The sequence below is a fragment of the Arthrobacter sp. FW306-2-2C-D06B genome (assembly GCF_021789175.1).
Taxonomy (GTDB): domain Bacteria; phylum Actinomycetota; class Actinomycetes; order Actinomycetales; family Micrococcaceae; genus Arthrobacter.
In genome coordinates, this window is sequence record NZ_CP084560.1 from 2,667,667 (window position 1) to 2,691,277 (window position 23,611).

General features: G+C 64.7%; 22 protein-coding genes. 16 read left to right on the forward strand and 6 right to left on the reverse strand.

Annotated features, from left to right (window positions below):
• Window positions 1-10: 10 nt before the first annotated feature.
• From LFT47_RS12455 to LFT47_RS12465, 3 genes are read left to right on the forward strand one after another with little or no spacing between them, the layout of a single operon-like run.
• Window positions 11-871 (forward strand): ABC transporter permease, encoded by an 861-nt coding sequence (locus LFT47_RS12455; protein WP_236811196.1) that lies wholly within the window; start codon window positions 11-13, stop codon window positions 869-871.
• Window positions 872-898: 27 nt separating this feature from the next.
• Window positions 899-1,519, forward strand: coding sequence for an L-threonylcarbamoyladenylate synthase (locus tag LFT47_RS12460; RefSeq protein ID WP_059389303.1), 621 nt, complete (start codon window positions 899-901; stop codon window positions 1,517-1,519).
• 2 nt (window positions 1,520-1,521) lie between these two features.
• On the forward strand, window positions 1,522-2,187 hold the full coding sequence (locus tag LFT47_RS12465) for an alpha/beta hydrolase family protein (RefSeq protein ID WP_236811198.1): 666 nt from the start codon (window positions 1,522-1,524) through the stop codon (window positions 2,185-2,187).
• A 3-nt stretch (window positions 2,188-2,190) separates the two neighbouring features.
• Here the strand turns inward: LFT47_RS12465 and LFT47_RS12470 are convergent, their stop codons facing one another.
• From LFT47_RS12470 to hrpB, 3 genes are all read right to left on the reverse strand, one after another.
• Window positions 2,191-4,368, reverse strand: coding sequence for an elongation factor G-like protein EF-G2 (locus tag LFT47_RS12470; protein WP_236811200.1), 2,178 nt, complete (start codon window positions 4,366-4,368; stop codon window positions 2,191-2,193).
• 112 nt (window positions 4,369-4,480) lie between these two features.
• Window positions 4,481-5,233 carry a M50 family metallopeptidase gene (locus LFT47_RS12475; RefSeq protein ID WP_236811202.1) on the reverse strand — a complete coding sequence of 251 codons (753 nt, stop codon included), beginning with the start codon at window positions 5,231-5,233 and terminating at the stop codon, window positions 4,481-4,483.
• Between the two features lie 70 nt (window positions 5,234-5,303).
• Complete coding sequence (gene hrpB, locus LFT47_RS12480) at window positions 5,304-8,000, reverse strand: ATP-dependent helicase HrpB (protein ID WP_236811204.1); 2,697 nt, start codon at window positions 7,998-8,000, stop codon at window positions 5,304-5,306.
• A 113-nt stretch (window positions 8,001-8,113) separates the two neighbouring features.
• On the opposite strand from hrpB, the gene LFT47_RS12485 reads away from it, so the two are divergent.
• The 4 genes from LFT47_RS12485 to LFT47_RS12500 all read left to right on the forward strand — a co-directional run bounded on the left by LFT47_RS12485 (window position 8,114) and on the right by LFT47_RS12500 (window position 10,588).
• Complete coding sequence (locus LFT47_RS12485; RefSeq protein WP_236811205.1) at window positions 8,114-8,299, forward strand: hypothetical protein; 186 nt, start codon at window positions 8,114-8,116, stop codon at window positions 8,297-8,299.
• Between the two features lie 208 nt (window positions 8,300-8,507).
• Complete coding sequence (locus LFT47_RS12490) at window positions 8,508-9,338, forward strand: slipin family protein (protein ID WP_236811206.1); 831 nt, start codon at window positions 8,508-8,510, stop codon at window positions 9,336-9,338.
• A 91-nt stretch (window positions 9,339-9,429) separates the two neighbouring features.
• Window positions 9,430-9,840, forward strand: coding sequence for a hypothetical protein (locus LFT47_RS12495; protein WP_236811207.1), 411 nt, complete (start codon window positions 9,430-9,432; stop codon window positions 9,838-9,840).
• Between the two features lie 136 nt (window positions 9,841-9,976).
• Window positions 9,977-10,588, forward strand: coding sequence for a DUF305 domain-containing protein (locus tag LFT47_RS12500; protein WP_236811208.1), 612 nt, complete (start codon window positions 9,977-9,979; stop codon window positions 10,586-10,588).
• A gap of 90 nt (window positions 10,589-10,678) precedes the next feature.
• On the opposite strand, the gene LFT47_RS12505 is transcribed toward LFT47_RS12500, so the two are convergent.
• A complete protein-coding gene (locus tag LFT47_RS12505; RefSeq protein ID WP_236811209.1) occupies window positions 10,679-10,921 on the reverse strand; it encodes a hypothetical protein in 243 nt (80 codons plus the stop codon).
• Between the two features lie 234 nt (window positions 10,922-11,155).
• Here LFT47_RS12505 and LFT47_RS12510 point away from each other — a divergent pair, with 234 nt between their 5' ends.
• The 6 genes from LFT47_RS12510 to LFT47_RS12535 all read left to right on the forward strand — a co-directional run bounded on the left by LFT47_RS12510 (window position 11,156) and on the right by LFT47_RS12535 (window position 18,166).
• The gene (locus tag LFT47_RS12510; RefSeq protein WP_236811210.1) at window positions 11,156-12,721 is read left to right on the forward strand and encodes a CehA/McbA family metallohydrolase; all 1,566 of its coding nucleotides are present in this window, start codon (window positions 11,156-11,158) and stop codon (window positions 12,719-12,721) included.
• Window positions 12,722-12,846: 125 nt separating this feature from the next.
• A complete protein-coding gene (locus tag LFT47_RS12515) occupies window positions 12,847-13,890 on the forward strand; it encodes an NAD(P)-dependent alcohol dehydrogenase (RefSeq protein ID WP_236811211.1) in 1,044 nt (347 codons plus the stop codon).
• Between the two features lie 236 nt (window positions 13,891-14,126).
• Entirely contained in the window at window positions 14,127-15,488 is a 1,362-nt protein-coding gene (locus LFT47_RS12520; protein WP_236811214.1) for an MFS transporter, read from the forward strand.
• 47 nt (window positions 15,489-15,535) lie between these two features.
• Window positions 15,536-16,573, forward strand: coding sequence for a LacI family DNA-binding transcriptional regulator (locus tag LFT47_RS12525; RefSeq protein WP_236811216.1), 1,038 nt, complete (start codon window positions 15,536-15,538; stop codon window positions 16,571-16,573).
• Window positions 16,566-17,573, forward strand: coding sequence for a nucleoside hydrolase (locus tag LFT47_RS12530; protein WP_236818546.1), 1,008 nt, complete (start codon window positions 16,566-16,568; stop codon window positions 17,571-17,573). Before LFT47_RS12525 ends, LFT47_RS12530 begins: the two co-directional genes overlap by 8 nt.
• A complete protein-coding gene (locus tag LFT47_RS12535; RefSeq protein WP_236811218.1) occupies window positions 17,570-18,166 on the forward strand; it encodes a TMEM175 family protein in 597 nt (198 codons plus the stop codon). The genes LFT47_RS12530 and LFT47_RS12535 overlap by 4 nt, the downstream gene beginning before the upstream one ends.
• A gap of 4 nt (window positions 18,167-18,170) precedes the next feature.
• Here LFT47_RS12535 and LFT47_RS12540 read toward each other — a convergent pair whose 3' ends face one another.
• The gene (locus tag LFT47_RS12540) at window positions 18,171-18,689 is read right to left on the reverse strand and encodes a GNAT family N-acetyltransferase (RefSeq protein ID WP_236811220.1); all 519 of its coding nucleotides are present in this window, start codon (window positions 18,687-18,689) and stop codon (window positions 18,171-18,173) included.
• 66 nt (window positions 18,690-18,755) lie between these two features.
• Between LFT47_RS12540 and trxB the strand changes: the two genes are divergently transcribed.
• The 3 genes from trxB to LFT47_RS12555 all read left to right on the forward strand — a co-directional run bounded on the left by trxB (window position 18,756) and on the right by LFT47_RS12555 (window position 22,403).
• A complete protein-coding gene (trxB, locus tag LFT47_RS12545) occupies window positions 18,756-19,733 on the forward strand; it encodes a thioredoxin-disulfide reductase (protein WP_236811222.1) in 978 nt (325 codons plus the stop codon).
• 167 nt (window positions 19,734-19,900) lie between these two features.
• Window positions 19,901-21,151, forward strand: coding sequence for an Nramp family divalent metal transporter (locus LFT47_RS12550; RefSeq protein ID WP_236811224.1), 1,251 nt, complete (start codon window positions 19,901-19,903; stop codon window positions 21,149-21,151).
• 4 nt (window positions 21,152-21,155) lie between these two features.
• Window positions 21,156-22,403, forward strand: a complete 1,248-nt coding sequence (locus LFT47_RS12555; RefSeq protein WP_236811226.1) for an APC family permease — start codon at window positions 21,156-21,158, stop codon at window positions 22,401-22,403.
• Here LFT47_RS12555 and LFT47_RS12560 read toward each other — a convergent pair.
• A complete protein-coding gene (locus LFT47_RS12560; RefSeq protein WP_236811228.1) occupies window positions 22,393-23,592 on the reverse strand; it encodes an MFS transporter in 1,200 nt (399 codons plus the stop codon). The two genes, LFT47_RS12555 and LFT47_RS12560, sit on opposite strands and share 11 nt — an antisense overlap.
• Between the last annotated feature and the right edge of the window lie 19 nt (window positions 23,593-23,611).

Sequence of the window (23,611 nt, forward strand, 5' to 3'; positions counted from 1 at the left end):
AACCAGGCCCATGACCGCCGCGTCGGGCGGCCTTTCATCAAACACCCGGCCATCAAGCTCGTGGTCACTCATGGCCTCGGAGCTCTCGGTGCTGTTCAGGCGGCTGCGGACTTGGGCCATGCTCCTGGCGCTCGCCGCGATTCCCATCCTTATCGCCGCGGCGGTCAAGCTGAGCTCGCATCCCGTGGCGCCGGGGCGGGGTCCGCCCTTCCTGGACCGGATCACCCAAAACGGGCTTTTCGTCGGCGTGACGGCGATGATCGTTTCCGTGCCCTTGTTCCTGCCGCTCACGATCGGAGTGGTGGCTGGTGACACGATTGCCGGAGAAGCAAACCTTGGCACGCTCAGGTACTTGCTCGTCGCCCCGGCGGGACGCGTCCGCCTCCTGTTGATCAAATACGCGTCTGCCGCGGCGTTCTGCCTGGCAGCGACCCTGACGGTGGCCGCCGCCGGCGCGCTGGCCGGCGTCGCACTCTTCCCGGTGGGTCCCGTCACCCTGCTCTCGGGCGACACTATCGGCGTCGGCGAATCAGTGGTGCGTTCCCTGCTGATTGCTGCATACATCGCAGTGTCCTTGTTGGGCCTGTCCGCCATCGGGCTGGCAATTTCCACTTTTACGGACGTGCCGGTCGGAGCCATGGCTGCAACCATAGTGTTGTCCGTGGTGTCGCAAGTGGCCGACAACCTGCCGCAACTGGAGTGGCTGCACCCGTGGCTGTTCAGCCATTACTGGTTGGGTTTCGCCGATCTTTTGCGCCAACCCATCTCGTGGACGAGCTTCGGCGACAATGCCCTGCTGCAGGCGGGCTACATCGTGGCGGCCGGTGCGCTGGCTTATGGCAAATTCACGAGCAAGGATGTCCTGTCCTGAAGTAGGGCCTGCCCGTAAGCTCGTGGCATGGCAAGATTCTTCGATGTCCACCCGCAGGACCCCCAACCACGCGCAATCGCCCAGGTGGTGAATATCCTCCAGTCCGGCGGCCTCATCGCCTACCCCACCGATTCCTGCTACGCCCTCGGCGCGCAAATCGGCAACAGGGAAGCCCTCGACCGGATCCGCTCGATCCGGCAGCTCGACAGCAAGCACCATTTCACCTTGGTCTGCAAGGATTTCGCGCAGCTCGGCCAGTTCGTGATGATCGACAACGACGTCTTCCGCAGCATCAAGGCCGTCACGCCGGGAAGCTACACGTTCATCCTGCCGGCCACGAAGGAAGTGCCGCGCCGTCTCCTGCACCCCAAGAAAAAGACTGTAGGCGTGCGGATTCCGGACCATAATTTTGTCCAGGCCCTGCTCGCCGAACTGGGCGAACCGCTCCTTTCCAGCACCTTGCTGCTGCCGGACGAGGAGGAACCTTTGACTCAAGGCTGGGAAATCAAGGAACGCCTGGACAATCTGGTGGAAGCCGTCATCGATTCCGGAGACACCGGCGCGGAGCCTACTACCGTGGTGGACTTCTCGAGCGGCACGGCGGAAGTGGTCAGGCGCGGCACCGGCGATCCCTCGCGATTCGAGTGAGCATGCGCAGCGCCGATTCCCATGTCACGATCGACGTCGACGGTACAGTGATCTCCGGTATTTACGCCCGCCCGCACAAGCCATTCGCAACCCTCGTTCTCGCCCACGGGGCCGGGGCGGGCATGGAGCATCCGTTCCTTGGCGGCCTCGCGCACGCGTTGAACGACGACGGCGTCGCTACCTTGCGCTTCAACTTCCCCTACCGGGAAGCCGGCAAGAGGTTCCCCGACCGGCCACCGGCGGCGATCACGGCGTGGCGAGCCGCCATGGAGATAGCGGCGTCGCGCTCTGAGGGCGAACCGTTGTGGGCGGCCGGCAAGTCCTTCGGTGGCCGCATGGCGTCGATGGCGGTCGCCGAAGGAATGTCCGCGGCCGGACTCGTCTACCTCGGCTACCCGCTGCACCCGCCTGGAAAACCGGAGAAGCTCCGCGATGAGCACCTCTATGGGCTCACACTGCCGATGCTCTTCCTGCAGGGAACCCGGGACACCTTCGCGACGCCGGAGCTGCTTGAAGACGTGGTGGCCCGGATTGGGCCCACTGCGACCATAGAGTGGTGGGACGGCGGCGACCATTCCTTTGGACGCGTGGGAGTCAAGAAGAGTGCAGCGGACATCGGCGCGTCTCTCGCGGCCCCGGTGTCAGCATTCCTTCGCAAGAACGGCTGAGCCTCAGGCTTTCGCCGAGGCGACGGCTATGCCGGGCGGCAGCGGCTCGTGGCGCATGTACTCCCGGCGGAATCGTCCGCTGCCGGCCGTCAGCCCCCGCAACACGATCGCGTACCGCAGCAGTTCCTGGTCCGGGACTTCGGCGCTGATCTCAGTACGCTCTCCGCCCACGGATGTCGTCCCGGTGACGCGTCCGCGGCGCGAGGACAGATCGCTCATGACCGCACCCACATGCTCGTCGGCCACAAGTACCGTCACGGCCGAAATCGGTTCGAGGAGTTGGATGCTGCTGGCCGCGGCGGCCTCCCGCAAGGCCAACGCGCCGGCCGCCTGGAAAGCCGCGTCCGATGAATCGACGCTGTGCGTCTTGCCGCCTACCAGGATCACCCTGATGTCGACCACCGGGAAACCTGCCCGCACCCCCTTGCCCATCTGGGCCCGGACGCCTTTCTCGACCGACACGACATACGTTCCGGGGATGACCCCGCCCACAATCCTGTCGACGAATTCGAACCCTCCCCCGCGTTCGAGGGGTTCCACTTCGATGTCGCAAATCGCGTACTGTCCGTGGCCGCCGGATTGCTTGACATAGCGCCCGTGGCCGGCGGCCTGGGCGGCGAAGGTCTCCCGGAGCGGCGTGATGACGCCCACGGTCTGGAGCTTCACCCCTTGCTCGCGCAGCCGGTCCAGGACAGCCTCTGAGTGGGCCTCGCCCATGCACCACAAGACCAGCTGGTGCGTCTCGGAGTTGCGCTCCACCCTCAGGGTAGGGTCTCCAGCCGCTACCTTGGCCAGGCTCTTGGACAGCGCATCCTCATCGCCGTGCGAAGCCGCTTCGATTGCGACAGGCATCAGCGGCTCGGGCATATCCCAGGTTTCCACGAGCAATGGAGCCTCGCGTGCGGAAACCGTGTCTCCCGTCTCGGCACTCGCCACCTTAGCGAGCGCGCAGATGTCCCCGGCCACGGCGAACTGCACTGGCCGAAGGCTGGCCCCCAACGGAGAGTAGAGGTGCGTGATCCGCTCGTCACTGTCGTGGTCGGGGTGGCCGCGCTCGGCCAGGCCGTGGCCGCCGACATGAACGGCAGAGTCCTCGCGAAGCGTCCCTGAGAAGACCCGGACGAGGCACACGCGTCCCAGGAACGGGTCAACCGTAGTCCGCACCACTTCGCCAAGGAGCGGACCATCCGGATCGCATGTCAGGGGTTCGACAGGTGTCCCGCCCAAGTCAGTTACCGCCGGGAGGCTACGCTCGGTCGGAGAAGGAAACGCCCGGGTCAGCACTTCGAGCAGTTCGGCCGTGCCGACTCCGGTCACGGAGGAGCTTGCCAGGACCGGAAAGAACGTCCCGCGGACGATCGCGGTCTCCAAATCTTCCACAAGGGTATCGATGGGGACCTCCTCGCCGCCGAGGTACCGGTCCATCAAGGTCTCATCCTCGCTCTCGGAAATGATGCCCTCTATGAGTTCCCCGCGGACACCCTCCGCGCCGGCCAGTTCGGCCGCAGTCGCGGGACGGACCGCAGCTCGTGGCTCCCCGGAGGTGTACTCCGACACCGAGCCCGAAAGCAGCCCGAGCACGCCCGAGACAGCGTCACCGTTGCGGACCGGCAAGTGAAGGGGCAGGACGGAATCGCCGAAGGCGGCGCGGCATTCGGCCAGGACCCCGTCGTAGTTCGCCCGCGGATGGTCCAGCCGGCTGATCACCACTGCCCTGGGCATGCCAACGCGCTCGCATTCACCCCACAGGGCGGTGGTTCCGACGTCGACCCCGTCAACCGCCGACACCACGAACAACGCCGCATCCGCAGCACGGAGCCCCGCGCGCAGCTCGCCCATGAAATCGGCGTAGCCCGGGGTGTCGAGAAGGTTCACTTTGACGTCGTCGAAGACCAGGGGCGCCGCGGAGAGTCCGATGGATCGCTGCTGGTGGATGGCCGTCGCTTCGGAGTCGCTCACGGTGGTGCCATCTACGATCGAACCCATGCGGGTCACGACGCCGGCAGCGTAAAGGAGTGATTCAAGCAGCATCGTCTTGCCCGCGCCGGAACGGCCAATCAGGACGACGTTGCGGATGTTTTCGGGCCGATCGGCCGGCGTCGAGGAAGGGTCCGCCCGTCGAAGATCAGGGTTGGTCCGGTTCGACCCCTTCGTCGCACTGCCTGGGCCTTTCACCGACATGAGCACCTCCTGGAATAGAAGACGAATCCCCGCGTCCTTTGCTAACCGATTCCACACCCTGGACCGGCCCACGGCAAGAGCAATCGACCCCGCCTGCGCCGAAACCGCAGGCTTAGGAGAGCATGCCCCATACCAGGCGAACTGAAAAGGCCGTGCTTGCCGCAATGACAACAGCGAAGGCCACCAGCCACAGCAAGGACGGTACCCCCGTGGTACGGGCCAGGATGTAGGCATCCGACGAGGCGAGCCGATCCCGCCGACTGGTGTGGACCGAAACCACCTTGAACCAATCACGCACGGCGCCCACCTCGAGGGCTATGCCGAGTCCGAGCACCACATGGCTGACCGTCGAGGCGTTGGCGAACATGACAAGGAGTTGGGCAATCGCCGCGCTCAGGACCGCGACGAAGATTCCGGTGAAGTTCCGCAGGAAGATCAGCGCGAGCAGCAATACCAACGCGCCCATGGACATGGCCGCTCCCGACCGCCCTGCCGACACGCACCAGATGAGCGCCACACCCACCACCGCGGGACTCGGATATCCCCAGAAACCGGACCAGGCTGCGCCGAACTTGCCGCGCCCGCTGCTCAGGAGCTGACCCGAGTGGTCCAGCCCGATCTTGAGCCCGTGGACAACCCGCCCCGTCATGAGGGCGGCGAACGCGTGGCCCAGTTCATGCACGAAGGTCACGTAAAGGCCGAACCAACGCCATGTGGCCCGCGGGATGCTCAGTACGACGGCCGCAGCCAGGATGCCCAACACCACCGGGGTCGCCAGGTTCGGCACCTCTGCCGTCGTGAATCCCCGCAGCACGGCCTGCCACCAGTCGTTGGCCAGGTCAGAGGGACGCAATTCAATGTTCATCACCGTCGCATCCTAAGGAAAGAGCCTGTGAATCCCTCCCAGGCCGCTGGAAGCGCCGGCGAGGCCGCGGTCACATCTTCCGTTTGGTCTTGGCTGTGGCGGGCGCCGTCCACGGATCTTCGGGCCAGGGATGCTTCGGATAGCGGCCGCGCATTTCTGCACGGACCTGCGCATACGGGCCGGACCAAAAGGAGGACAAGTCGTCGGTCACAGCCAGGGGTCGCCTGGCCGGAGAAAGCAGGTGGAACAGCACCGGCACCCGGCCGTCGACCAAACGGGGCGTCTCGGCCCAGCCGAAGCACTCCTGCAACTTCACGGCCACTACCGGCCGGCCGTCGTCGTCCGCCGCGTCCGGATAGTCGATCCGCACCCGCGAACCGCTAGGAACCTCAAGCCATTCCGGCACCAGCTCACTGAGACGGGCCGCTTCCGGCCACGGCAAAAGCCGCCGCAACGGCTCGGCCAAGTCGATCCCGCTCGTCGCAGCGCCTCCGGCGAGCGCTTCGAGCTCCGGTGCCAGCCACTTCTCCAACCGGGCCAGCAACGCGGGCTCGGAGACGTCCGGCCATGGATCGCCCAGTTCCCTGTGCACTAAAGCCAATCGCCGGCGCAACGCATCGGCAGCCGCCGACCATCCAATGGTCCCCAGACCTTCCTTCGCCAGCGCGCGGGCTACGGCGACGCGCCCGTCGTCGATGGAAGGGCGCACGGGGGTCGAGGAAAGCAGGATCGCTCCGAGCCGCCTTTCTTGCCTGGCGATGACGCGGCCTTGTTTGAATGCGGCTTCCACCGTGTCGCCCACGAGGTGGCTGGCCGCAGCTTCCGCGGCATCCGCTGCCAAGGGCGCGGCGGAACGGATGACGGCGCCGGTCCCTGCCGCGTCCCGGCCCTCCGCGCGGGACACTTCGGCGACGGCGAGCCATTCGTGGCCGGTGAGCGGACTGCCAGCCGGCAGCCCGGCCCGTGTACCGGACGTCAGCAGGTAGCGTTCCGGGCCGGCGCCTGGAACGCGGCGCGCCACGCGGTCCGGGAACGCGAGCGCGACAACGAACCCGAGCGCTTCCCCACGGCTCGCCGGTACGGTCAGGGAAGACCCGACGGCGGATCGCTCCTGGCGTGCGATCGCCTCCATCCGGCGGGCATCCTCCGCCCAACGCCGGGCCGCGGCGTCCTTGCCCGTCCGGAGCGTGGCCAGCAGGCGCGTCAGGTCGGCCCCCGGAGCCCGTTGATCGCCGGCCACGAGGGCGACCGCCTCGGCAGCCGCGCGGTGCCCGACTGTGGCGGCACCATCCAGCAGTGCTCTGGCAAGTCGTGGATCGGCGGGAATCCCGGCCAGGGTCTTTCCCACGTCAGTGGCCAGTCCGTCCGGGTCAATCGCACCAAGTTCCCGCAGCACTTCCATTGCATCGTCCATCGCGCCTTGCGGCGGCGCGTCGGGAAGTGCGAGCCCCCGGCCACCCGGCGATCCCCAACAGGCCAGGACGAGCGCGGCGCCCGTCAGGTCGGCGGCCGCAATTTCCGGTGTCGGGTGGGCCGGTGCGGCTCCGTACGCTTTTTGCTCGTAGCAGCGGATCACCCGTCCGGGCCCTTGGCGTGCCGCGCGTCCGGCGCGTTGTTCGGCGGAGGCACGGGAGCACGAGACCGTGACCAGGCCGGACATGCCGCGGTTGGCGTCACGCCGCAGTTCACGGGACAGCCCCGAGTCGATGACGAGCCGGACTCCCGGAACTGTCAGGGAGGATTCGGCCAGGGCGGTCGAGACGATGATCCGGGGAGTTCCGCCGGGCTCACGGCCGGAAACCGCCCGGTCTTGTTCCGCCGGACTTGCCTGGCCGTGAAGCTCCAATACCTCCGCGTCCGGTGCAGTCGCAGCCAGGCGGGCGCGCAGCCGGGAAGCGACGTAGGAGACCTCCCATGCACCGGGGACGAATACCAGGGCGTCGATGTCCGGATCGGCTGAGAGCGTGTCCGTGTACGACGCCGCGGCAGTGTCCGCCACATGGTCCAGGAAGGTGCGGGTCACGCCGCGTCCGTCCAACCGTGGCACCGACGCGGGCGCCCAGTCCACCTTCAGGGGATGGAGCGCGGACGGACAGTCGACGACGGGTGCCGGCCCGCCGCCGTCGTGCTTTCCGTCGGTGTCTTCTCCGGCGCCTCCCATCAACGCGGCAAACCGTGGCGCGTCGAGGGTTGCCGACATCGCGACGAGGGTGAGGTCGTCGCGCAGCTCACGGACCTCGATGAGCATTCCGAGCAACAAGTCTGTCTCCAGGCCGCGTTCGTGGACCTCGTCAAGGATCACGGCGTTGACGGCCTCAAGGCCCGGATCCGCGAGCAGGCGGCGCAGGAGGATTCCCGGAGTGACGAACTCTATGATGGTCCCCGGACCAGCCTGGCTTTCACCGCGGACCGTGTACCCGACGCGATCGCCGAGCCGGCTTCCGTCGAGTGCGGCGAGGCGCCGAGCGGCTGAGCGCGCTGCGACCCGCCGTGGTTGGGTCACGATCACCCGGGGGCATTCTTTCCCTGTGACGGCGCCGGCCGCGGTGTCGATGAGCGCGATATTGGCAAGCAGGGGCGGCACGAGCGTCGTCTTGCCGGTCCCCGGGGGCGCCTGCACGACGGCGGTTCCTACCGTTCCTCCGGCAGCGAGGACTTTGGCGAGTTCCCCCAGCGATTCTCCGAAGACCAGTCCCGTGCCGATCGTGTCCAGGTCGAAAGGACGGTATGCGAGCGCGGCGTTCCGGGGGACAAGTGGGGATTTCACTCCTCCATTGTGCCTATATGCGGAGTGCCTATATGCGGATCCGCGCCTGAAAGGTGGACTGCTTGCCGGATCGGGAGGACGATTAAAGGGCAGTTGCTAGAAGGAGGTCTGTGATGTGCTACGGCTACTACAAGGATTTCCGGCGGGACACCAGGAAAGATGCCTCGCAGGAACCCGAGGAACGCCCTGAGCCCAAGGTGGACGCGAAGGACTTCATGTTCTGGGCCTTCCCACGCCGCCACCGTGAGTTCACGAATGATCCGGAGCCGGTAATCGACCGGACCCGCGAAAGGGTCTAAGCCACGAAATTGGAAGGAACGTCCCCCAGGGGCGTTCCTTTCATTTGTGGCCCTACAACTCGGCGAATCCAAGGTGTGTACTGGAGATACAACGTAAGCGGGTTCGCCTGCCTCGCTGCGGAAATTGGGCTCCCCTTTCCCTCCATCGCCACCGAAGGATCTCTGCCATGAACGCATCAGCACTAAGCGATGAAGCCGGTGGGCGGCCATGACAGCGGACGCCATCACATGGCTCATTGTCTTGTTCGTCCTGCTGGTCATCTGGTTCGCGATGGCCGTCCACATTGTCACGCAGTATGAGCGCGGTGTCCTGTTGAGGCTGGGGAGGGTCCAGGGCCTCCGGACTCCGGGGCTTGTGATCATCATCCCGTTCGTCGACCGGCTGAGGAAAGTCTCCCTGCGGATCGTCACCATGCCTATCCAGTCCCAGGGCATCATCACCCGGGACAACGTCAGCCTGGACATTTCCGCCGTCGCGTATTTCCGGGTGGTGGACGCTATCAAATCGGTCCTCGCCATCGAAAACGTCTACGCCGCAATCGACCAGATCGCACAAACCACGCTGCGCAAGGTAGTGGGCCAGCACACGCTCGACGAGACGCTCGCAGAAACGGATGTCATCAACGCCAACATCCGCCAGATCCTGGATGGACTGACCTTGGAATGGGGCGTCGAAGTGACCCTCGTGGAACTCAAGGACATCCAACTGCCGGACAGCATGAAGCGCGCCATGGCCCGCCAGGCCGAGGCCGAACGTGAGAAGCGCGCCAAGATCATCGCCGCCGAAGGCGAATCCCTGGCCGCCGCCGCCCTGGGCATGGCTTCCGACACCATGATGGCCCACCCCTTGGCCCTGCAGCTGCGCAACCTGCAGTCCATGGTGGAGATCGGCGTGGACAAGAACACCACCGTCGTGTTTCCGGCGCCCTTGATGAGCACCATCGGCGAGCTCGGAGCGTTCCTTGCCCGCGAAGCGGCCGCCGCGAAAGCCGCGCAACCACCGAGGACCATGACGGGCCGGACCATGGCGGCAGGGTGAAGGCAGCCGGCTGAAACTGAACGGCGCCCGCGCTCGTTGAACCCGTCGTAAGCTGAGAACCCAGCGTACAAGCCGCAGAAGGAGGAAGACCATGACCGACCCCCTACGGGGCCGCGCCACTGCCTTCCTCCTCCGGATCAGCCTGTTCGCAGGACTGCTCTCGGTCATCGCCGGAATCCTCGGGATGCATGTCATGGCGGGTGGGCACAGCATGCACGCCACCGCCGCGGCGAGCCCGGCCGCCGTCGTGAGCCAGCAAGCAGTCCACCACGCGGCTACGCCACCCGCACCGTCTTGCACAAGCCCGGGCACCTGCACGGAGATGTCGGCCCTGCACGCCGTCTGCGTGCCTGCTCCGGGCCATAACACCTTGACAGCACCCCTACCAGGTGTCCCGCCCTATCCCAATGCGGTCACGGCGGAGGCTGGCGCCCAAGTCCCCGGCTACTCGCACCGCCCGGGAAGTCCTTCCCCGGGCGATCTCTGCATCAGCCGCACGTAAAATCCACAGCCGCACCGGGCTGCCAGCCCGCTGCACAAGACTCCACCCTGACGCGCCGCCCACGCGGTGGGCTTGCTGTGCGCGTCCCGCGCAGCCGTACCTCTTGCAGGCTGACTGATTGAAGGACCCCAAAACCATGAGAAAAAACCTGACCATGACCACCCTTGCCGTTGCCACGGCCATCTCGCTCGCCGGTTGCTCGGCCGGAACCGGCGGCAGCATGCCGGGAATGAACCACGGAAGTGCCTCCCCGTCTGGTTCGGCCACGGAGAGCGTCGGTTCGACCGCGGCTGGAAGCCACAACGCGGCGGACGCAGGGTTCGCCCGGATGATGATCCCCCACCATGCCCAGGCCGTCCGGATGAGCGACGTCGTGCTCGCCAAGACCGGACTCCCTGCCCCAGTGACTGCGCTCGCCGGCAGGATCAAGGCAGCCCAAGGCCCGGAGATCGAGAAGATGACGGGCTGGCTCAAGGACTGGAACGAGCCGGCCGGGATGTCGGGTGACCACAGCATGAACGGAATGGTGGGCGACGAGGACTTGAAGAACCTCGAGGCCGCCCAGGGCCGCGAAGCAGCCAGGCTGTTCCTGACCCATATGATCGCCCACCACCAAGGTGCCGTGGCCATGGCGAAAAATGAAGGCGCCGATGGTAAGAACGCGGACGCCCTCAAACTCGGCAAGGACATCGTGATGGCGCAGGAGGCCGAGATCAAGGAAATGCAGGAGCTATTGGGCGCTCTCTAGCCCAAAGCACCTTCTATCCCAAAGCACCGGCCCACCTGGTTCTTCAGTGTGGGCCGGTGCCGGTGGCCTGGATGAGGGCGTCTTTCGGGCCTATGCTGTGACGCCCAGGGAGGTTTCTTCGGCCGCGAACAGCGCTTCCGCCACATCGTCCCTGAGGTGGTACTCCCTGGCGTCGACCGGATACACGGAACCACTGACCACGTAGTAACCGCGGCCTTCGCCTGGCCCGCCGGCCGCGGCATCTATGGCGGCGATCATCCCCGGCTCCAGGGGCTTTTCGTTGCCTGCCTCGCGCAATCGAGCGAGGTCTTCGACCTCAAGGCGACTGATCAAACCCGGAATATCGCACATCTGAAAACACCGTCCTGTTCGGTACATGGGAATGGTTTGCGCCGTCGCCCCAGCCCTTGGTGCATGCCAAGAACAGTAAGGCCGGGCGTCGCTCATGGCAAGGGTCCAAACATGACCAGTCCACTCAATGGACGCCGCTTGCCTGCGCCCCCGGTTTCATGCGCCGTTCTTGGTTCCGTTGCCTACTGTTCAGTAACGGTAGGCAACATCGAGGGAGTGACTTCACCATGCAAAGCCCATTCGGGCGAAAATGTCTCCTTCTCCTCTACCCGGCGCGGCTTCCTGGCCGCCGCACTGACCGGCGCGGCCTTGACCTTGGCCCCGGTTTCGTTCGCGGCAGCCGCTACCGGAACCAGCAAGACCAAGACGATCACCGGCCATCTGGATCCGGGCGCCGCAGACTTCGTCTATTTGCCGATCGAGGTCCCGGCCGGCGTCAACAAGATCAGCGTTTCGTACACCTACAGCAAGCCCCAGGTGGCCCCAGGCCTCCTCGGGAACGCCTGCGACATCGGAATCTTCGATGAGAAGGGCACCGACCTCGCCGGAAAGGGCTTCCGTGGCTGGTCAGGCGGATTCCGCACAGAATTCAGCATCAGCGCGGGAGGCGACACAACGCCGGGTTACCTGCCGGGACCCGTTGGGAAGGGCACATGGAACGTTGTTCTCGGTCCCTACCAGGTTGCCGAGCAGGGCCTCGACTACACCGTGAACGTCACCCTTGAATACGGACCCGACGTCGCCCCTTTCAAGCCCCAGTACCCGCCGCAGCAGATCGCCGGACGAGGCGCGGCCTGGTACCGAGGCGATGCGCACCTCCACACTGTCTACTCGGACGGAAAGCGCACCCCCGAGGAAGTCGCAGCCGGCGCCCGCGCCGCGCGCCTCGACTTCATGATCTCCACGGACCACAACACTCCGGCATCGCACGGTGTCTGGGGACCGCTCGCCGGCAACGACCTGCTCATCCTCACGGGCGAGGAAGTCACCACGCGAAACGGCCACTACCTCGCGCTCGGCCTGGAGCCGGGCGAATGGATCGACTGGCGCTACCGGGCCCGCGACAAGGGGTTCGAGCAGGAAGCCCAGCGGATCCACGCCTCGGGCGGCATCGTTGTTCCGGCCCACCCGTACTGCCCGTACGTCGCCTGCCGCTGGAAGTTCGGTTACGACGACGCCGACGCCGTAGAGGTATGGACGGGCCCGTGGACCATTGACGACGAGTCCTCCGTCAACACGTGGGACTCGATGCTGGCCCACTCCGTGCGCACGGGGGGCCGGTGGCTCCCCGCGATGGGCAACAGCGACGCCCACAGCGTCCCGCAGGTCATCGGATTCCCCCACAACGTGGTCAACGCAGCAGCGTTGTCCCGCGATGCCCTGCTTGACGGCATTCGTAATGGCCGGAACTGGATCGCCGAGTCGGCTGACGTCTCGGTGGACTTCCAGGTCACCTCCGGCGGCAAGAGCGCGACCGTGGGCGACCGGCTCAAGGTCGCGGCAGACGCCCCGGTCACGGTGACGGCGAAAATCGCCGGTGTGCCAAACGGCGTCGTACGCTTCATCACGGACGAAGGACAGACCCAGCAGGTGACGCTTCCGGCGTCGGGCCAAGGAACAAGCACGTGGGTTACCACCCCGCAGCTCGCGGCTTACGTGCGCGTGGAGGTCCGGCATCCTAAGATCGACGGAACGTCCGGTAGCGGCACGGAGATGGGAACGGTCATCCCGCTCGGTCCCATGGCGGCGCTCACGAACCCGATCTTCCTGGGCGCCAGCTAGTCCGCAACAGATCCGATTCAGTTGAGGGAGGCCCTGCCAGTACCCCTACCAGCAGGGACTCCCTCACTTCGGAAATCTCGTGTTGGGTGGATAGCGCCAATCCTCCGTCCACCAACAGGAGAAAAATGCTGACCGTAAATGCTTACGCCGCCCCGTCCGCGAGCGAGGCCCTCGTCCCCACCACCATTGAGCGCCGCGACGTCGGTGCCCATGACGTGCTGATCGAGATCAAATTCGCAGGCATCTGCCATTCAGATATCCACACCGTCCGCGGCGACTGGGGACCGCAATCCTACCCACTGGCCCCGGGTCATGAAATCGCCGGAATTGTCACTGAGGTTGGCACCGATGTCACCCGCCACAAGATCGGCGACCGGGTCGGCGTCGGCTGCATGGTCAACTCCTGCCGCGAATGCGGGAACTGCCGCAAGGGCGAGGAGCAGTACTGCCTGAAAGGCATGACGGGTACCTATGGCGCCGTCGACCGTGACGGGACGATCACCCAGGGCGGCTATTCCACCCACGTCGTCGTGACCGAGGACTTCGTGGTGCGGATCCCCGAAGGAATAGAGCTCGACGCCGCCGCTCCCCTGCTGTGCGCAGGCATCACCACCTATTCGCCGCTGCGTCACTGGGGTGCCGGACCGGGCAAGAAGGTCGCCGTCGTCGGACTCGGCGGGCTGGGCCACATGGCCGTCAAGCTCGCTCACGCGATGGGCGCCGAAGTCACCGTGTTGTCCCAGTCGCTGAAGAAGATGGAAGACGGCCTGCGCTTGGGCGCGGACAGCTACTTCGCCACAAGCGATCCGGCCACCTTCGAAGAGCTTGCGCGGTCCTTCGACCTCATCATCAACACGGTCAGCGCCCCGATCGACATCAGCTCCTACCTTCAGTTGCTGACGCTCGACGGCGCGCTGGTGAACGTGGGCGCACCGGCGGAGCCGCTCCCGGTCAATGTGTTCTCGCTCATCACCGGACGGCGCTCCTTCGCCGGATCTGCGATCGGCGGCATCCGCGAGACCCAGGAAATGCTCGATTTCTGCGCGGAGCATGGACTTGGTGCCGAGATCGAGGTGATCCCGGCCAACAAGATCAACGACGCCTACGAGCGCGTTCTCGCGTCCGATGTGCGGTACCGCTTCGTGATCGACAGCTCCACACTGGGCTAGGGGAGACGAGGTTCCCGAACTGGACCTGATCCGGCGGCCCTCGACCCGAATGCCCCTGCGGGCGCAAGCACCACGGCCCTTGGCCGCGTGTTGGCGCTCCGTGGGGGCTTTTGCCGTTCTTTAGACAACGTTCACCATCCAGTCGCCCCCTGATCACAGAAGCCACATAACGTTCTAATCGTTCTACGCGCGTAGACCTCGCATCCTCACCCCCATCAAAAGGACCTGAACGTGACATGAGTACTGTCGATTTCGAAAAACCCTCAGAACCAGACCTGCACTTCCAGACACCCGAAGGCCGTGCCCGGTTTCGTACCGCCACAATCTCCACGTGGCTCGGAACAACCATGGAGTACGTGGATTTCGCCTTGTACGGCCTGGCCGCAGGCCTGATCTTCGGCAACGTCTTCTTCCCGGGAAGCTCCCCCGTCATCGCCCTGCTGTCCGGCTTCGCTACATACGCCGTGGGTTTCCTCGCCAGGCCACTCGGAGCCATCTATTTCGGCCGCCTCGGGGACAAGCGCGGACGGAAGTTCGTGCTTGTCGCAACGGTGGCCCTCATGGGCCTGTCGACCACCCTGATTGGCCTCATCCCCGGCTACGACCAGATCGGCGTCGCAGCCCCGGCACTGCTGGTCCTGCTCCGCCTCGCCCAGGGCTTCGGTGCCGGCGCAGAACTTTCCGGCGGCGCCGTCATGCTCGCCGAATATGCACCGGCAAAGCGGCGTGGCCTGGTGGCCTCGATTGTTGCGCTCGGCTCGAATAGCGGGACGCTCCTCGCCTCAGCCATCTGGCTGTTGATTGTGCAGCTTCCCCAACAGGAATTGTTGTCCTGGGGTTGGCGCATCCCCTTCATTGGCAGTTTCATCATCACCGCGGCAGCACTCCTTATCCGCCGCTCAATGACTGAGAGCCCGGTGTTCCTCAAGCAGCAAGAGACCCTGAAGGACAGTTCCCGGCCCGAGGAGACACTCAAGGTAAAGGGCAGCTTCTGGTCCCGGCACAAAGCGTTTTTCATCATGCTCGGACTCCGCATTGGCGAGAACGGCCCCTCTTACCTCGCCCAGAGCTTTGTCATCGGATACGTCGCCAAAGTCCTGCTTGTCGATAAGTCCGTTCCGACGTCGGCCGTTCTCATTGCGTCCATCCTCGGTTTCGGCGTGATCCCCCTGGCGGGATTCCTCTCGGACCGTTTCGGACGACGGCTTAGCTACCGCATATTCTGCCTCCTGTTGGTTCTTTACGCCGTGCCCGCTTTCGCGTTATTGGACACCCGCGAGCCGGCGATTGTCATGGGCGTCATCATCGTGGGCATGTGCCTGGCCTCGTTGGGAATCTTCGGCGTCCAGGCCGCGTACGGCGTCGAACTGTTCGGGGTCAACCACCGCTATTCTCAGATGGCCTTGGCCAAGGAACTCGGCTCCATCGTTTCCGGCGGCACGGCCCCGTTGGTGGCGGCCGCATTGCTGGCAGGTTTCGGGCACTGGTGGCCCATCGCGGTGTACTTCATCCTGATGGCTGGGATCGGCTTGGTCACGACCTTCTATGCCCCCGAGACCAAGGGCCGTGACCTCAACGAGTTCGAAGACGCCATCTGAACGATTGCTAGAGTAACCGCCGGAGGGACATGAAACAGTCAGGTGCTATGGGACTAAATATCGGCAAGGTAACCCGCAGGGAAGTTGCGCTTGCAGCCGGGACGTCGGAAGCGGTTGTGAGTTACGTGGTCAATAACGGACCCCGTCCGGTATCGGCCTCAACGAGGCAGAAAGTATTGGACGCTATTGCCGAAACCGGTTACCGCCCGAACACCATAGCGCGGTCTTTGGCTGCGGGTTCGACCAAGACCTATGGCTTGATCGTCCCCAATATCCGCAACCCCTTCCTGGCGGCGCTGGCCCACGCATTACAGCAGGAAATGTTCTCCACTGGCAGGGTTCTCCTGCTTGGCGATTCCAATGACAACAAGGAACGCGAGCGAGAGATTTTGCGGACCTTCATCGAACGCCGGGTTGACGGCATTATTTGGTACGGCGTCGACAGGGATGTGGATATGCGCGATGCCCATGCTGCGGGAGTTCCCATCGTTGTCCTCGACAAAGCACCAAGCGGCTCGGAGGCTGCCTCGGTTTTCATCAATGAGACCGAGGCGGCCTTCGCAGCCACGAAGCATTTGCTTGAACACGGCAGGAATTCAGTGGGCATCATTTCAGGGCCACGGAAGAATTTGAATTCCCAAGACCGCATCGACGGCTGGAGGCAGGCATTGACGCTGAACAAGATCGCAGCATCCGATCGTCTGATCTTCGAGGCTGGCTACACACGGGGCGGCGGATATGCTGCGGGGAAGGCAATGTTTTCCGGTGCGGTCCAAACGGACGCTGTTTTCGTGTCAAACGAACTACAGGCCCTCGGCTTGCTCGCGGCTGCGACAGAATTCGGGGTGCGTATCCCCGAGGATCTGGCCATTGTTTGCTTCAACGGCACGATCAATTCCGCTTTTAGCAATCCCACGCTGTCGGCCATAGAACAACCCATTGAAACCATCGCCAAATCCTCCATCAATTTACTTCTACGATCTGCCCCTTTCGCGGGGGAATCGATCGAATGCGATTTCCGTCTGCGGAGACGGGCATCATGCGGGTGCGATTACGAAAGAGACACTTTTGACAGAGATGAATGACAACCGGATCCGCGTCATCTTGGACTGCGACCCCGGGAACGGCGTTCCCGGGGCCAACGTTGACGATGGCCTGGCCATTGCCCTGGCCATCGCCGCAGAAACCCGGATCGACCTAGCGGCCATCACCACCGTTTCAGGCAACACGCCCAGCCGCACGGGGTATTCAGTGGCACGCACCATGTTGGAGGACCTCGGCGTGGACATACCGATCTGTTGCGGCGCCGAACGCGCCCTTCAGGAGCCGGACGGTCCGTGGAGGTCACTCCTTGACGCCCCCATTGCCGACCCGTCCCTGGCCGGGCTATGGGATGGCGTCCCCCCAGTTCGGGACTTCGAGCCACAGGGGTCCGTCTCCGCCGCCGCCGTCATTGCTCAGCTCGCATTCGCAGACCCCGGCAACGTCACCATTGTTGCGATCGGTCCGTTGACCAACATCGCCCATGCAATGCTCGTCCACCCACAACTGGCAAGCGCCCTCAAAGAGATCGTCGTCATGGGCGGCTCATTCAACATCGACGGCACTCTCAAAGACACCAATTTCGGGGTAGACCCCGAGGCTGCCCGCATCGTTCTCAGGAGCGGGGCCCCGATCACCTTGGTTCCCCTGGATGCCTCGGAGCAGACGATGCTCACCCCCGACGACCTGACGGAACTGGAAAGCATCGATAACCATCTCTCACGGTGCATTCTTCCCTGGACGCGAGCCTGGCTGCAATACTCTTCAAGAACCCGCGGCATACCCGGCTGTTGGCTCCACGACCCCCTCGCTGTCGCAATCTTGCTTGACAGATCCATCGCGCATAGCAAGGAATACATGGTCGACGTCGAATTGAGTGGCACGCTGACCCGCGGACGAAGCATTCGCTGGGTACGCGACACTTTGCGGACGGCCGTAGGCGTAGATACAAGCGGCGCCCACCCAATCAATGTTCTGACTCAAGTGGACAACAGGAAACTCGTCAAAACGCTCATCGACGCAATCAGGGGCTACGGAACATGAACAAGAACCGGCTCGAGGCATTCAGCGACGGCGTCCTCGCCATTGTCATCACCATCATGGTGCTTGAGCTGCGCGTGCCCGCGGAACCGAGCTGGCATGCGTTGCTCAGCGTCTTTCCCACGTTCCTCAGCTACTTGCTCAGCTTCGTCTACGTGGGGATCTACTGGAACAACCACCACCACATGATCCATCTGGCGGATCGGGTCAACGGCAGAATACTGTGGGCTAACCTGCACCTGTTGTTCTGGATATCCCTCTTCCCGTTCAGCACACGCTGGATGGATGAGTCGAGCTTCGCCGAGGTCCCGGTGCTGGCTTACGGGTTCAACCTGCTCTGCGCCGCGATTGCCTACTTCGTCCTGCAGCAGTCGTTGATCCGGCACCAGGGGCGCCAGGGTGCACTCGCTCAAGCGATTGGCCGGGACTGGAAGGGAAAGACGTCGCCGCTCATCTACCTGGCCGGTCTTGGCCTCTGCCTTCTGCATCCCTTCCTCGCTGTCGTCGCCTACACCGTCGTGGCGCTGATCTGGCTGGTTCCCGACCGACGGGTGGAGCACTTTGTCACCCGCGCGCACGAGGACAGGGCAGGGTAGCGCTTCAGACCCGGCGTGAGCGCCGTTCAAGCAGGAGCGTGTCCCGCCATTGGCCGTCCAGGGGCCCGGCACTCATGCGCCCGATGCGTTCGCGCCGGCCAACGATGGTGAAGCCATTGGCTTGGTGAAGGCGGATGCTGGCCTGGTTTTCGGGGAAAATGCTGGACTGGATGGTCCAGATGCCCTGCTCTTCGGTCGACGCAGCCAGCGCTTTCAGCAGCAAACTTCCGACACCCTGTCCGCGGGCAGAACCGGCGACATAGACGGAGTGTTCGACGACCCCGGCATAGGCCTGGCGCGCGGACACGGGGGAAACGGCCGTCCATCCCACCACGCGGCCGGATACTTCGGCAACGAAGCGGTGATCAGGAAGGCGGCTCGCGTCGAATCGTTCCCAGTCAGGAGCTGCCGCCTCAAAGGATGCTTGCCCGGTCTCGATACCTTCGGTGAAAATCGCACGGACCTCGGGCCAATCCTCGGGACTCATGGGTCGGATCAGGACCGCTCTGGCTTCGCTGGACATTCACCCATTATGCACTCGGATTGTCGAGCCCTTGATTGAAGTCCTCGTCCTTGTTGCACTTGTCCCATGAGCAAAGAACAGCTGATCATCGTCGGATCCGGCCCTGCCGGATACACCGCGGCAATCTACGCCGCGCGGGCGGGCCTGAGCCCCCTCGTCCTTGCGGGATCGGTCACCGCCGGCGGGGCGTTGATGAACACCACGGAGGTGGAGAACTTCCCCGGCTTCCCCGCTGGAATCCAGGGCCCCGAGCTCATGGACGGCCTCCAGGAGCAGGCCGGGCGCTTCGGCGCCAAGATAGCGTTCGACGACGTCACTGAAGTCCAGCTGCATGGCCACCTCAAGCGCGTGGTCACCGGCTCGGGCGACACCCACGAGGCCCCGGCCGTGATCCTTGCGACCGGTTCCGCCTACAAGGAACTCGGCTTGCCCGAAGAGAAGAGGTTGAGCGGGCACGGCGTTTCGTGGTGCGCCACGTGCGACGGCTTCTTCTTCCGCGATCAGGAAATCATCGTGGTGGGTGGCGGTGATTCGGCCATGGAAGAAGCGATTTTCCTGACCCGGTTCGCGAAGACCGTGACCGTCGTCGTCCGCAGGGAAGAGCTCCGGGCCTCCCGGATCATGGCCCAACGGGCCAAGGACAATCCGAAAATCCGCTTCGCGTGGAACTCCGCGGTCACCGCAATCCACGGCGACACCAAGGTCACCGGCGTAACCCTGGCTGACACACGTTCCGGCGAACCGCGCGAACATGCGGCTACGGGAATATTCGTGGCCATTGGACATGTCCCCCGGACGGAGCTGGTTGCGGGACAGGTGGAGCTCGACGCCGAGGGCTACATCAAGGTCGACTCCCCCACGACGGTCACCAATCTGTCTGGCGTCTTCGCTTGCGGTGACGCCGTGGACCACCGCTATCGCCAGGCCATTACGGCCGCCGGCACGGGTTGCGCCGCAGCCTTGGATGCCGAACGCTACCTCGCCGCGCTCGAGGATGCGGACAGCATCGCGACCGCGCTGGTGGAAGAACCCACCCACGCCTGAACCCACCCAACCGACTCGCAGTTAATGTCGTTTAGAGGGCTCAGAACGACATCTAGTGCTAGTCAGTTGGGCCAGCATGTGATCAAGCTATACCTAAAAACGACTTTTCGGCGTGCCTAACTTAACGGTATCCTCATCATGTCCGTATCCCCGATGTTGAGGAAACCATGGCTGCGACTATCGCGGAGCGACCGGCGAGCAAGACCCGGTGGAAGTCCCGGCTGCTTTTTTTGGGTCCGGCTTTCGTGGCTGCGATCGCATACGTGGATCCGGGAAACGTCGCGGCGAACCTCACTGCCGGAGCCAACTACGGCTACCTGCTCGTGTGGGTCCTGGTAGCGGCAAACATCATGGCGGTCCTGGTGCAGTACCAGTCCGCAAAACTTGGCTTGGCCACCGGACATAGCCTTCCGGAACTCCTGGGCAAACGCTTGGGAACCCACCGCCGCAGACTGTTCTGGGTCCAGGCAGAGGTAGTTGCCGGGGCTACCGACATGGCCGAAGTCATCGGCGGAGCGGTAGCCCTCAACCTTCTCTTCGGACTGCCGCTCCTCATGGGCGGAATCATCATCGGCGTGGCATCCATGTTGCTCCTGGCGCTCCAGTCGTCACGGGGCCAGAAGTCCTTTGAGTACGCCATCATGATGCTCCTGGCGGTCATCGCCGTCGGTTTCGTTTCGGGCCTCTTCGTCAATCCCCCCGAGACCGGTGGAGTATTGGCTGGTTTGGTGCCGCGGTTCCAAGGCACGGACACTGTCCTCCTCGCTGCGAGCATGCTCGGCGCCACCGTCATGCCGCATGCCATCTACCTGCATTCGGCCCTCGCCCGTGACCGGCATGGCTTCTCGGAAGATCCCGCTGTGCGGACAAGGCTCATCAGGACCACTCGCGTTGATGTCGCGGGCGCTTTGATGCTGGCCGGAGTCGTGAACATCGCCATGCTCCTTTTGGCCGCGTCCAGCCTGCGGGGGGTCGAAGGAACCGACACCATCGCCGGGGCCCATGCCGCCGTGACATCTGCCCTTGGCCCAGTCATCGGAGTGGCTTTCGGCGTCGGCTTGCTTGCCTCGGGCCTCGCTTCGACCTCCGTCGGATGCTACGCCGGCGCAACGGTCATGGGCGGACTCCTCAAGATCCGGGTGCCCTTGCTGCTCCGCCGGGTAGTCACGCTGGTCCCTGCCCTCGCCGTTCTCGGCGCCGGCATAGAACCCACCCTGGCGCTCGTCTTGAGCCAAGTCCTGCTGAGCTTCGGCATCCCTTTCGCCTTGATTCCGCTCATCCGGCTCACCGGCAAGCGCGAGGTCATGGGCATCCACACGGATTCCACGGCATTGAAGATCGCCGGGTGGACCAGCGCCGCATTGATTGTGGGCCTCAACTGTGTCCTCATTGTCTTGACCGTCACAGGGAAGTCCTAGGTCCATGAGCAGCCCCCAGGCCCTGGCCCGTCGGCTGGGTACCTTTGACGCGGTTGTGATCGGGTTGGGCTCCATGATCGGCGCCGGCGTGTTCGCGGCCTTCACTCCGGCCGCTGCCGCCGCGGGATCAGGATTGCTGGTTGGACTCGTCATCGCTGCGGCGGTGGCATTCTGCAACGCGACGTCCTCCGCCCAGCTCGCCGCCGCATACCCGACGTCGGGCGGGACCTACGTTTACGGTCGTGAACGGCTAGGACCGTGGTCCGGATATCTGGCCGGTTGGGGATTCGTCATCGGGAAGACCGCCAGCGCGGCGGCCATGGCCATGACCTTCGCCGCCTATGCGGCCCCTCCGGGGTGGGAACGTCCCGTGGCGATCGCCGCCGTCGTCGTCCTCGCCACCGTGAACTACCACGGGGTGACCCGCACAGCCGGCCTCACACGCATCCTGGTTTTCGCAGTACTGGCGGCCCTCGCCATTGGCGTGGCAGCCTGCTGGGGCGGTTCCGCTCCGTCCCCGGCCAACATCCCCGGCGATGGACTGCTTGCACACGGCTGGTACGGGATCCTCCAATCCGCCGGGTTGCTGTTCTTCGCCTTCGCCGGCTACGCGAGGATCGCGACCATGGGAGAGGAAGTCCGCGACCCCCGGCACTCCATTCCACGGGCCATAGGGATCGCGCTGGGCATCGCCGTCGTCCTCTATGCGATCATCGCGGTGACCCTTCTCGCCACTCTCGGCCCGGACCGTGTGGCCGGCACCCCGACGCCGCTCGCTGCCGCAGTTGGAGGCGGGATTTTCGACTGGGCCGTTCCGGTGGTCCGCGTGGGAGCCGCCCTCGCCTCCCTCGGGGCCCTGCTGGCACTCATCGCCGGGTTGGGCCGGACCACCCTGGCAATGGCCAGGCACCACGACCAGCCGCACTGGCTAGCCGCGGTCCATCACCGCTACCGTGTCCCGCACCGCGCCGAAGTCACCCTCGCTGTCGTGATCTGCGTGATCGTCGCGGTCGCAGATTTGCGCGGCGCAATCGGCTTCTCTTCTTTCGGTGTGCTCATCTACTACCTGGTCGCCAATATTGCGGCGTTCACCCAGCCGGCCGAAGACCGCCGATACCCCAAAGCGCTCCAAGTGTTCGGAGCACTGGCTTGCGTGGTCCTCGTGGCGACGCTTCCGCCGCTATCGGCGGCCTTGGGCGTGCTCATGTTCGCGGCGGGCATCATCCTGCGCTTGGTCAGGCTCAAGCGATAGCGTCATGTGCGGGCGCGGAGGCAGCAGGCCGTTCCTTCCGCGGTATCCGCCGTGGCGGCCGCCCGGCCAACCCAATGACAAGCAGCGCCAGCACAGTGAGGACTGCGCAAGCGGCGAAGACGCCTTGGTAGCCGAACGCCGTCGTCGATCCCCAAGCGATGATCGGGCCAGAAACGATCGCGCCGACGCGCCTCGTGTTGGTGTAGAGCCCGGAAGCCAGGCCCGGACGCGGAATCAGCCGCTGGAACAAGGTCAGCCCCACACCCGCCACGATCCCGAAGAACCAGGCATTCAGGACCTGGAGCGCAATCAGGGTGGCCGGGTTGGAGACAAACGCCATGGCCGCGTAGTAGGCGATCCCGGCTGTGCATCCCGACGCAATGAGCGCCCGGCTGGAGTAGCGGCGCGAGAGCCGCCCGATCAGGAAGAGCGCCGGGATCTCGAGCGCGGCAGACACGCCGAGCGCGATGCCCGCCCAGATGATGTCCACGCCGAGCCCCTGGGTCACGAAAAGGCCCATGATGGACACAGCGGCGCTGTTGGTTGCCTGCAGGGCGATAAAGCCGAGGACGACGGCGGCGACCCCCGTTTTCGAGAACGGGTGCCCGTCCTCTTCGCCATGAGCCTTGGGCCCATCCTCGACGGCGCCAGCGCGCCGCCGGGAAATCATGGCAGCAGTGGTGGCGACATTGAGGACGGCGACCGCACCGAGGGCGAGCAGGATGGCCCGGTTGCCCAGCGCACCCATGATGAATGTCGCGAGGGGCGGCCCGGCCACCCAGGCGAAGGAGACAATCGCGCGCGTGTTCACCACGTCGCTCGCTCCGGCACCAGAGTGCCTGAGGTGCGCGAACAAGAGCGAGCTGCCGACCCCCGCCGGGCCGCCCAGGACGATCAAGCCCACGACGGCGATCGGCAGCGAGGTGCTCACGGCCAGGAGGGCTGACAACGCCAAGGTCAGGACGCCGCAGGCCAGCATGGGACGCAGGTAGTCGTTTGCGCGGTCCGCATAAGCCGGCACGACAAGGGACGCGACGAAGCCGCTGGCATTGTAGACGGCGAGGACCCACCCCACCTCGGCCGGGGTGGCGTCAAAGAGGGCCACCAGCAGGAGTGCCAGGGCAGGGTTGAGGAACGCGAACTGGAGCCCCCATAACAGCGCCGCAGAGGGGACGAGCAAACGCTTCATGCTTCCATTCCGTTTATCC

What these genes read in the sequence shown, in the direction of transcription:
- LFT47_RS12455 (WP_236811196.1), top strand. Translation starts at nt 11, where the DNA reads ATGACCGCCGCGTCGGGCGGCCTTTCATCAAACACCCGGCCATCAAGC.
- LFT47_RS12460 (WP_059389303.1), top strand. Translation starts at nt 899, where the DNA reads ATGGCAAGATTCTTCGATGTCCACCCGCAGGACCCCCAACCACGCGCA.
- LFT47_RS12465 (WP_236811198.1), top strand. Translation starts at nt 1,522, where the DNA reads ATGCGCAGCGCCGATTCCCATGTCACGATCGACGTCGACGGTACAGTG.
- LFT47_RS12470 (WP_236811200.1), bottom strand. Translation starts at nt 4,368, where the DNA reads ATGTCGGTGAAAGGCCCAGGCAGTGCGACGAAGGGGTCGAACCGGACC.
- LFT47_RS12475 (WP_236811202.1), bottom strand. Translation starts at nt 5,233, where the DNA reads ATGAACATTGAATTGCGTCCCTCTGACCTGGCCAACGACTGGTGGCAG.
- LFT47_RS12485 (WP_236811205.1), top strand. Translation starts at nt 8,114, where the DNA reads ATGTGCTACGGCTACTACAAGGATTTCCGGCGGGACACCAGGAAAGAT.
- LFT47_RS12490 (WP_236811206.1), top strand. Translation starts at nt 8,508, where the DNA reads ATGACAGCGGACGCCATCACATGGCTCATTGTCTTGTTCGTCCTGCTG.
- LFT47_RS12495 (WP_236811207.1), top strand. Translation starts at nt 9,430, where the DNA reads ATGACCGACCCCCTACGGGGCCGCGCCACTGCCTTCCTCCTCCGGATC.
- LFT47_RS12500 (WP_236811208.1), top strand. Translation starts at nt 9,977, where the DNA reads ATGAGAAAAAACCTGACCATGACCACCCTTGCCGTTGCCACGGCCATC.
- LFT47_RS12515 (WP_236811211.1), top strand. Translation starts at nt 12,847, where the DNA reads ATGCTGACCGTAAATGCTTACGCCGCCCCGTCCGCGAGCGAGGCCCTC.
- LFT47_RS12520 (WP_236811214.1), top strand. Translation starts at nt 14,127, where the DNA reads ATGAGTACTGTCGATTTCGAAAAACCCTCAGAACCAGACCTGCACTTC.
- LFT47_RS12525 (WP_236811216.1), top strand. Translation starts at nt 15,536, where the DNA reads ATGGGACTAAATATCGGCAAGGTAACCCGCAGGGAAGTTGCGCTTGCA.
- LFT47_RS12530 (WP_236818546.1), top strand. Translation starts at nt 16,566, where the DNA reads ATGAATGACAACCGGATCCGCGTCATCTTGGACTGCGACCCCGGGAAC.
- LFT47_RS12535 (WP_236811218.1), top strand. Translation starts at nt 17,570, where the DNA reads ATGAACAAGAACCGGCTCGAGGCATTCAGCGACGGCGTCCTCGCCATT.
- LFT47_RS12540 (WP_236811220.1), bottom strand. Translation starts at nt 18,689, where the DNA reads ATGTCCAGCGAAGCCAGAGCGGTCCTGATCCGACCCATGAGTCCCGAG.
- trxB (WP_236811222.1), top strand. Translation starts at nt 18,756, where the DNA reads ATGAGCAAAGAACAGCTGATCATCGTCGGATCCGGCCCTGCCGGATAC.
- LFT47_RS12550 (WP_236811224.1), top strand. Translation starts at nt 19,901, where the DNA reads ATGGCTGCGACTATCGCGGAGCGACCGGCGAGCAAGACCCGGTGGAAG.
- LFT47_RS12555 (WP_236811226.1), top strand. Translation starts at nt 21,156, where the DNA reads ATGAGCAGCCCCCAGGCCCTGGCCCGTCGGCTGGGTACCTTTGACGCG.
- LFT47_RS12560 (WP_236811228.1), bottom strand. Translation starts at nt 23,592, where the DNA reads ATGAAGCGTTTGCTCGTCCCCTCTGCGGCGCTGTTATGGGGGCTCCAG.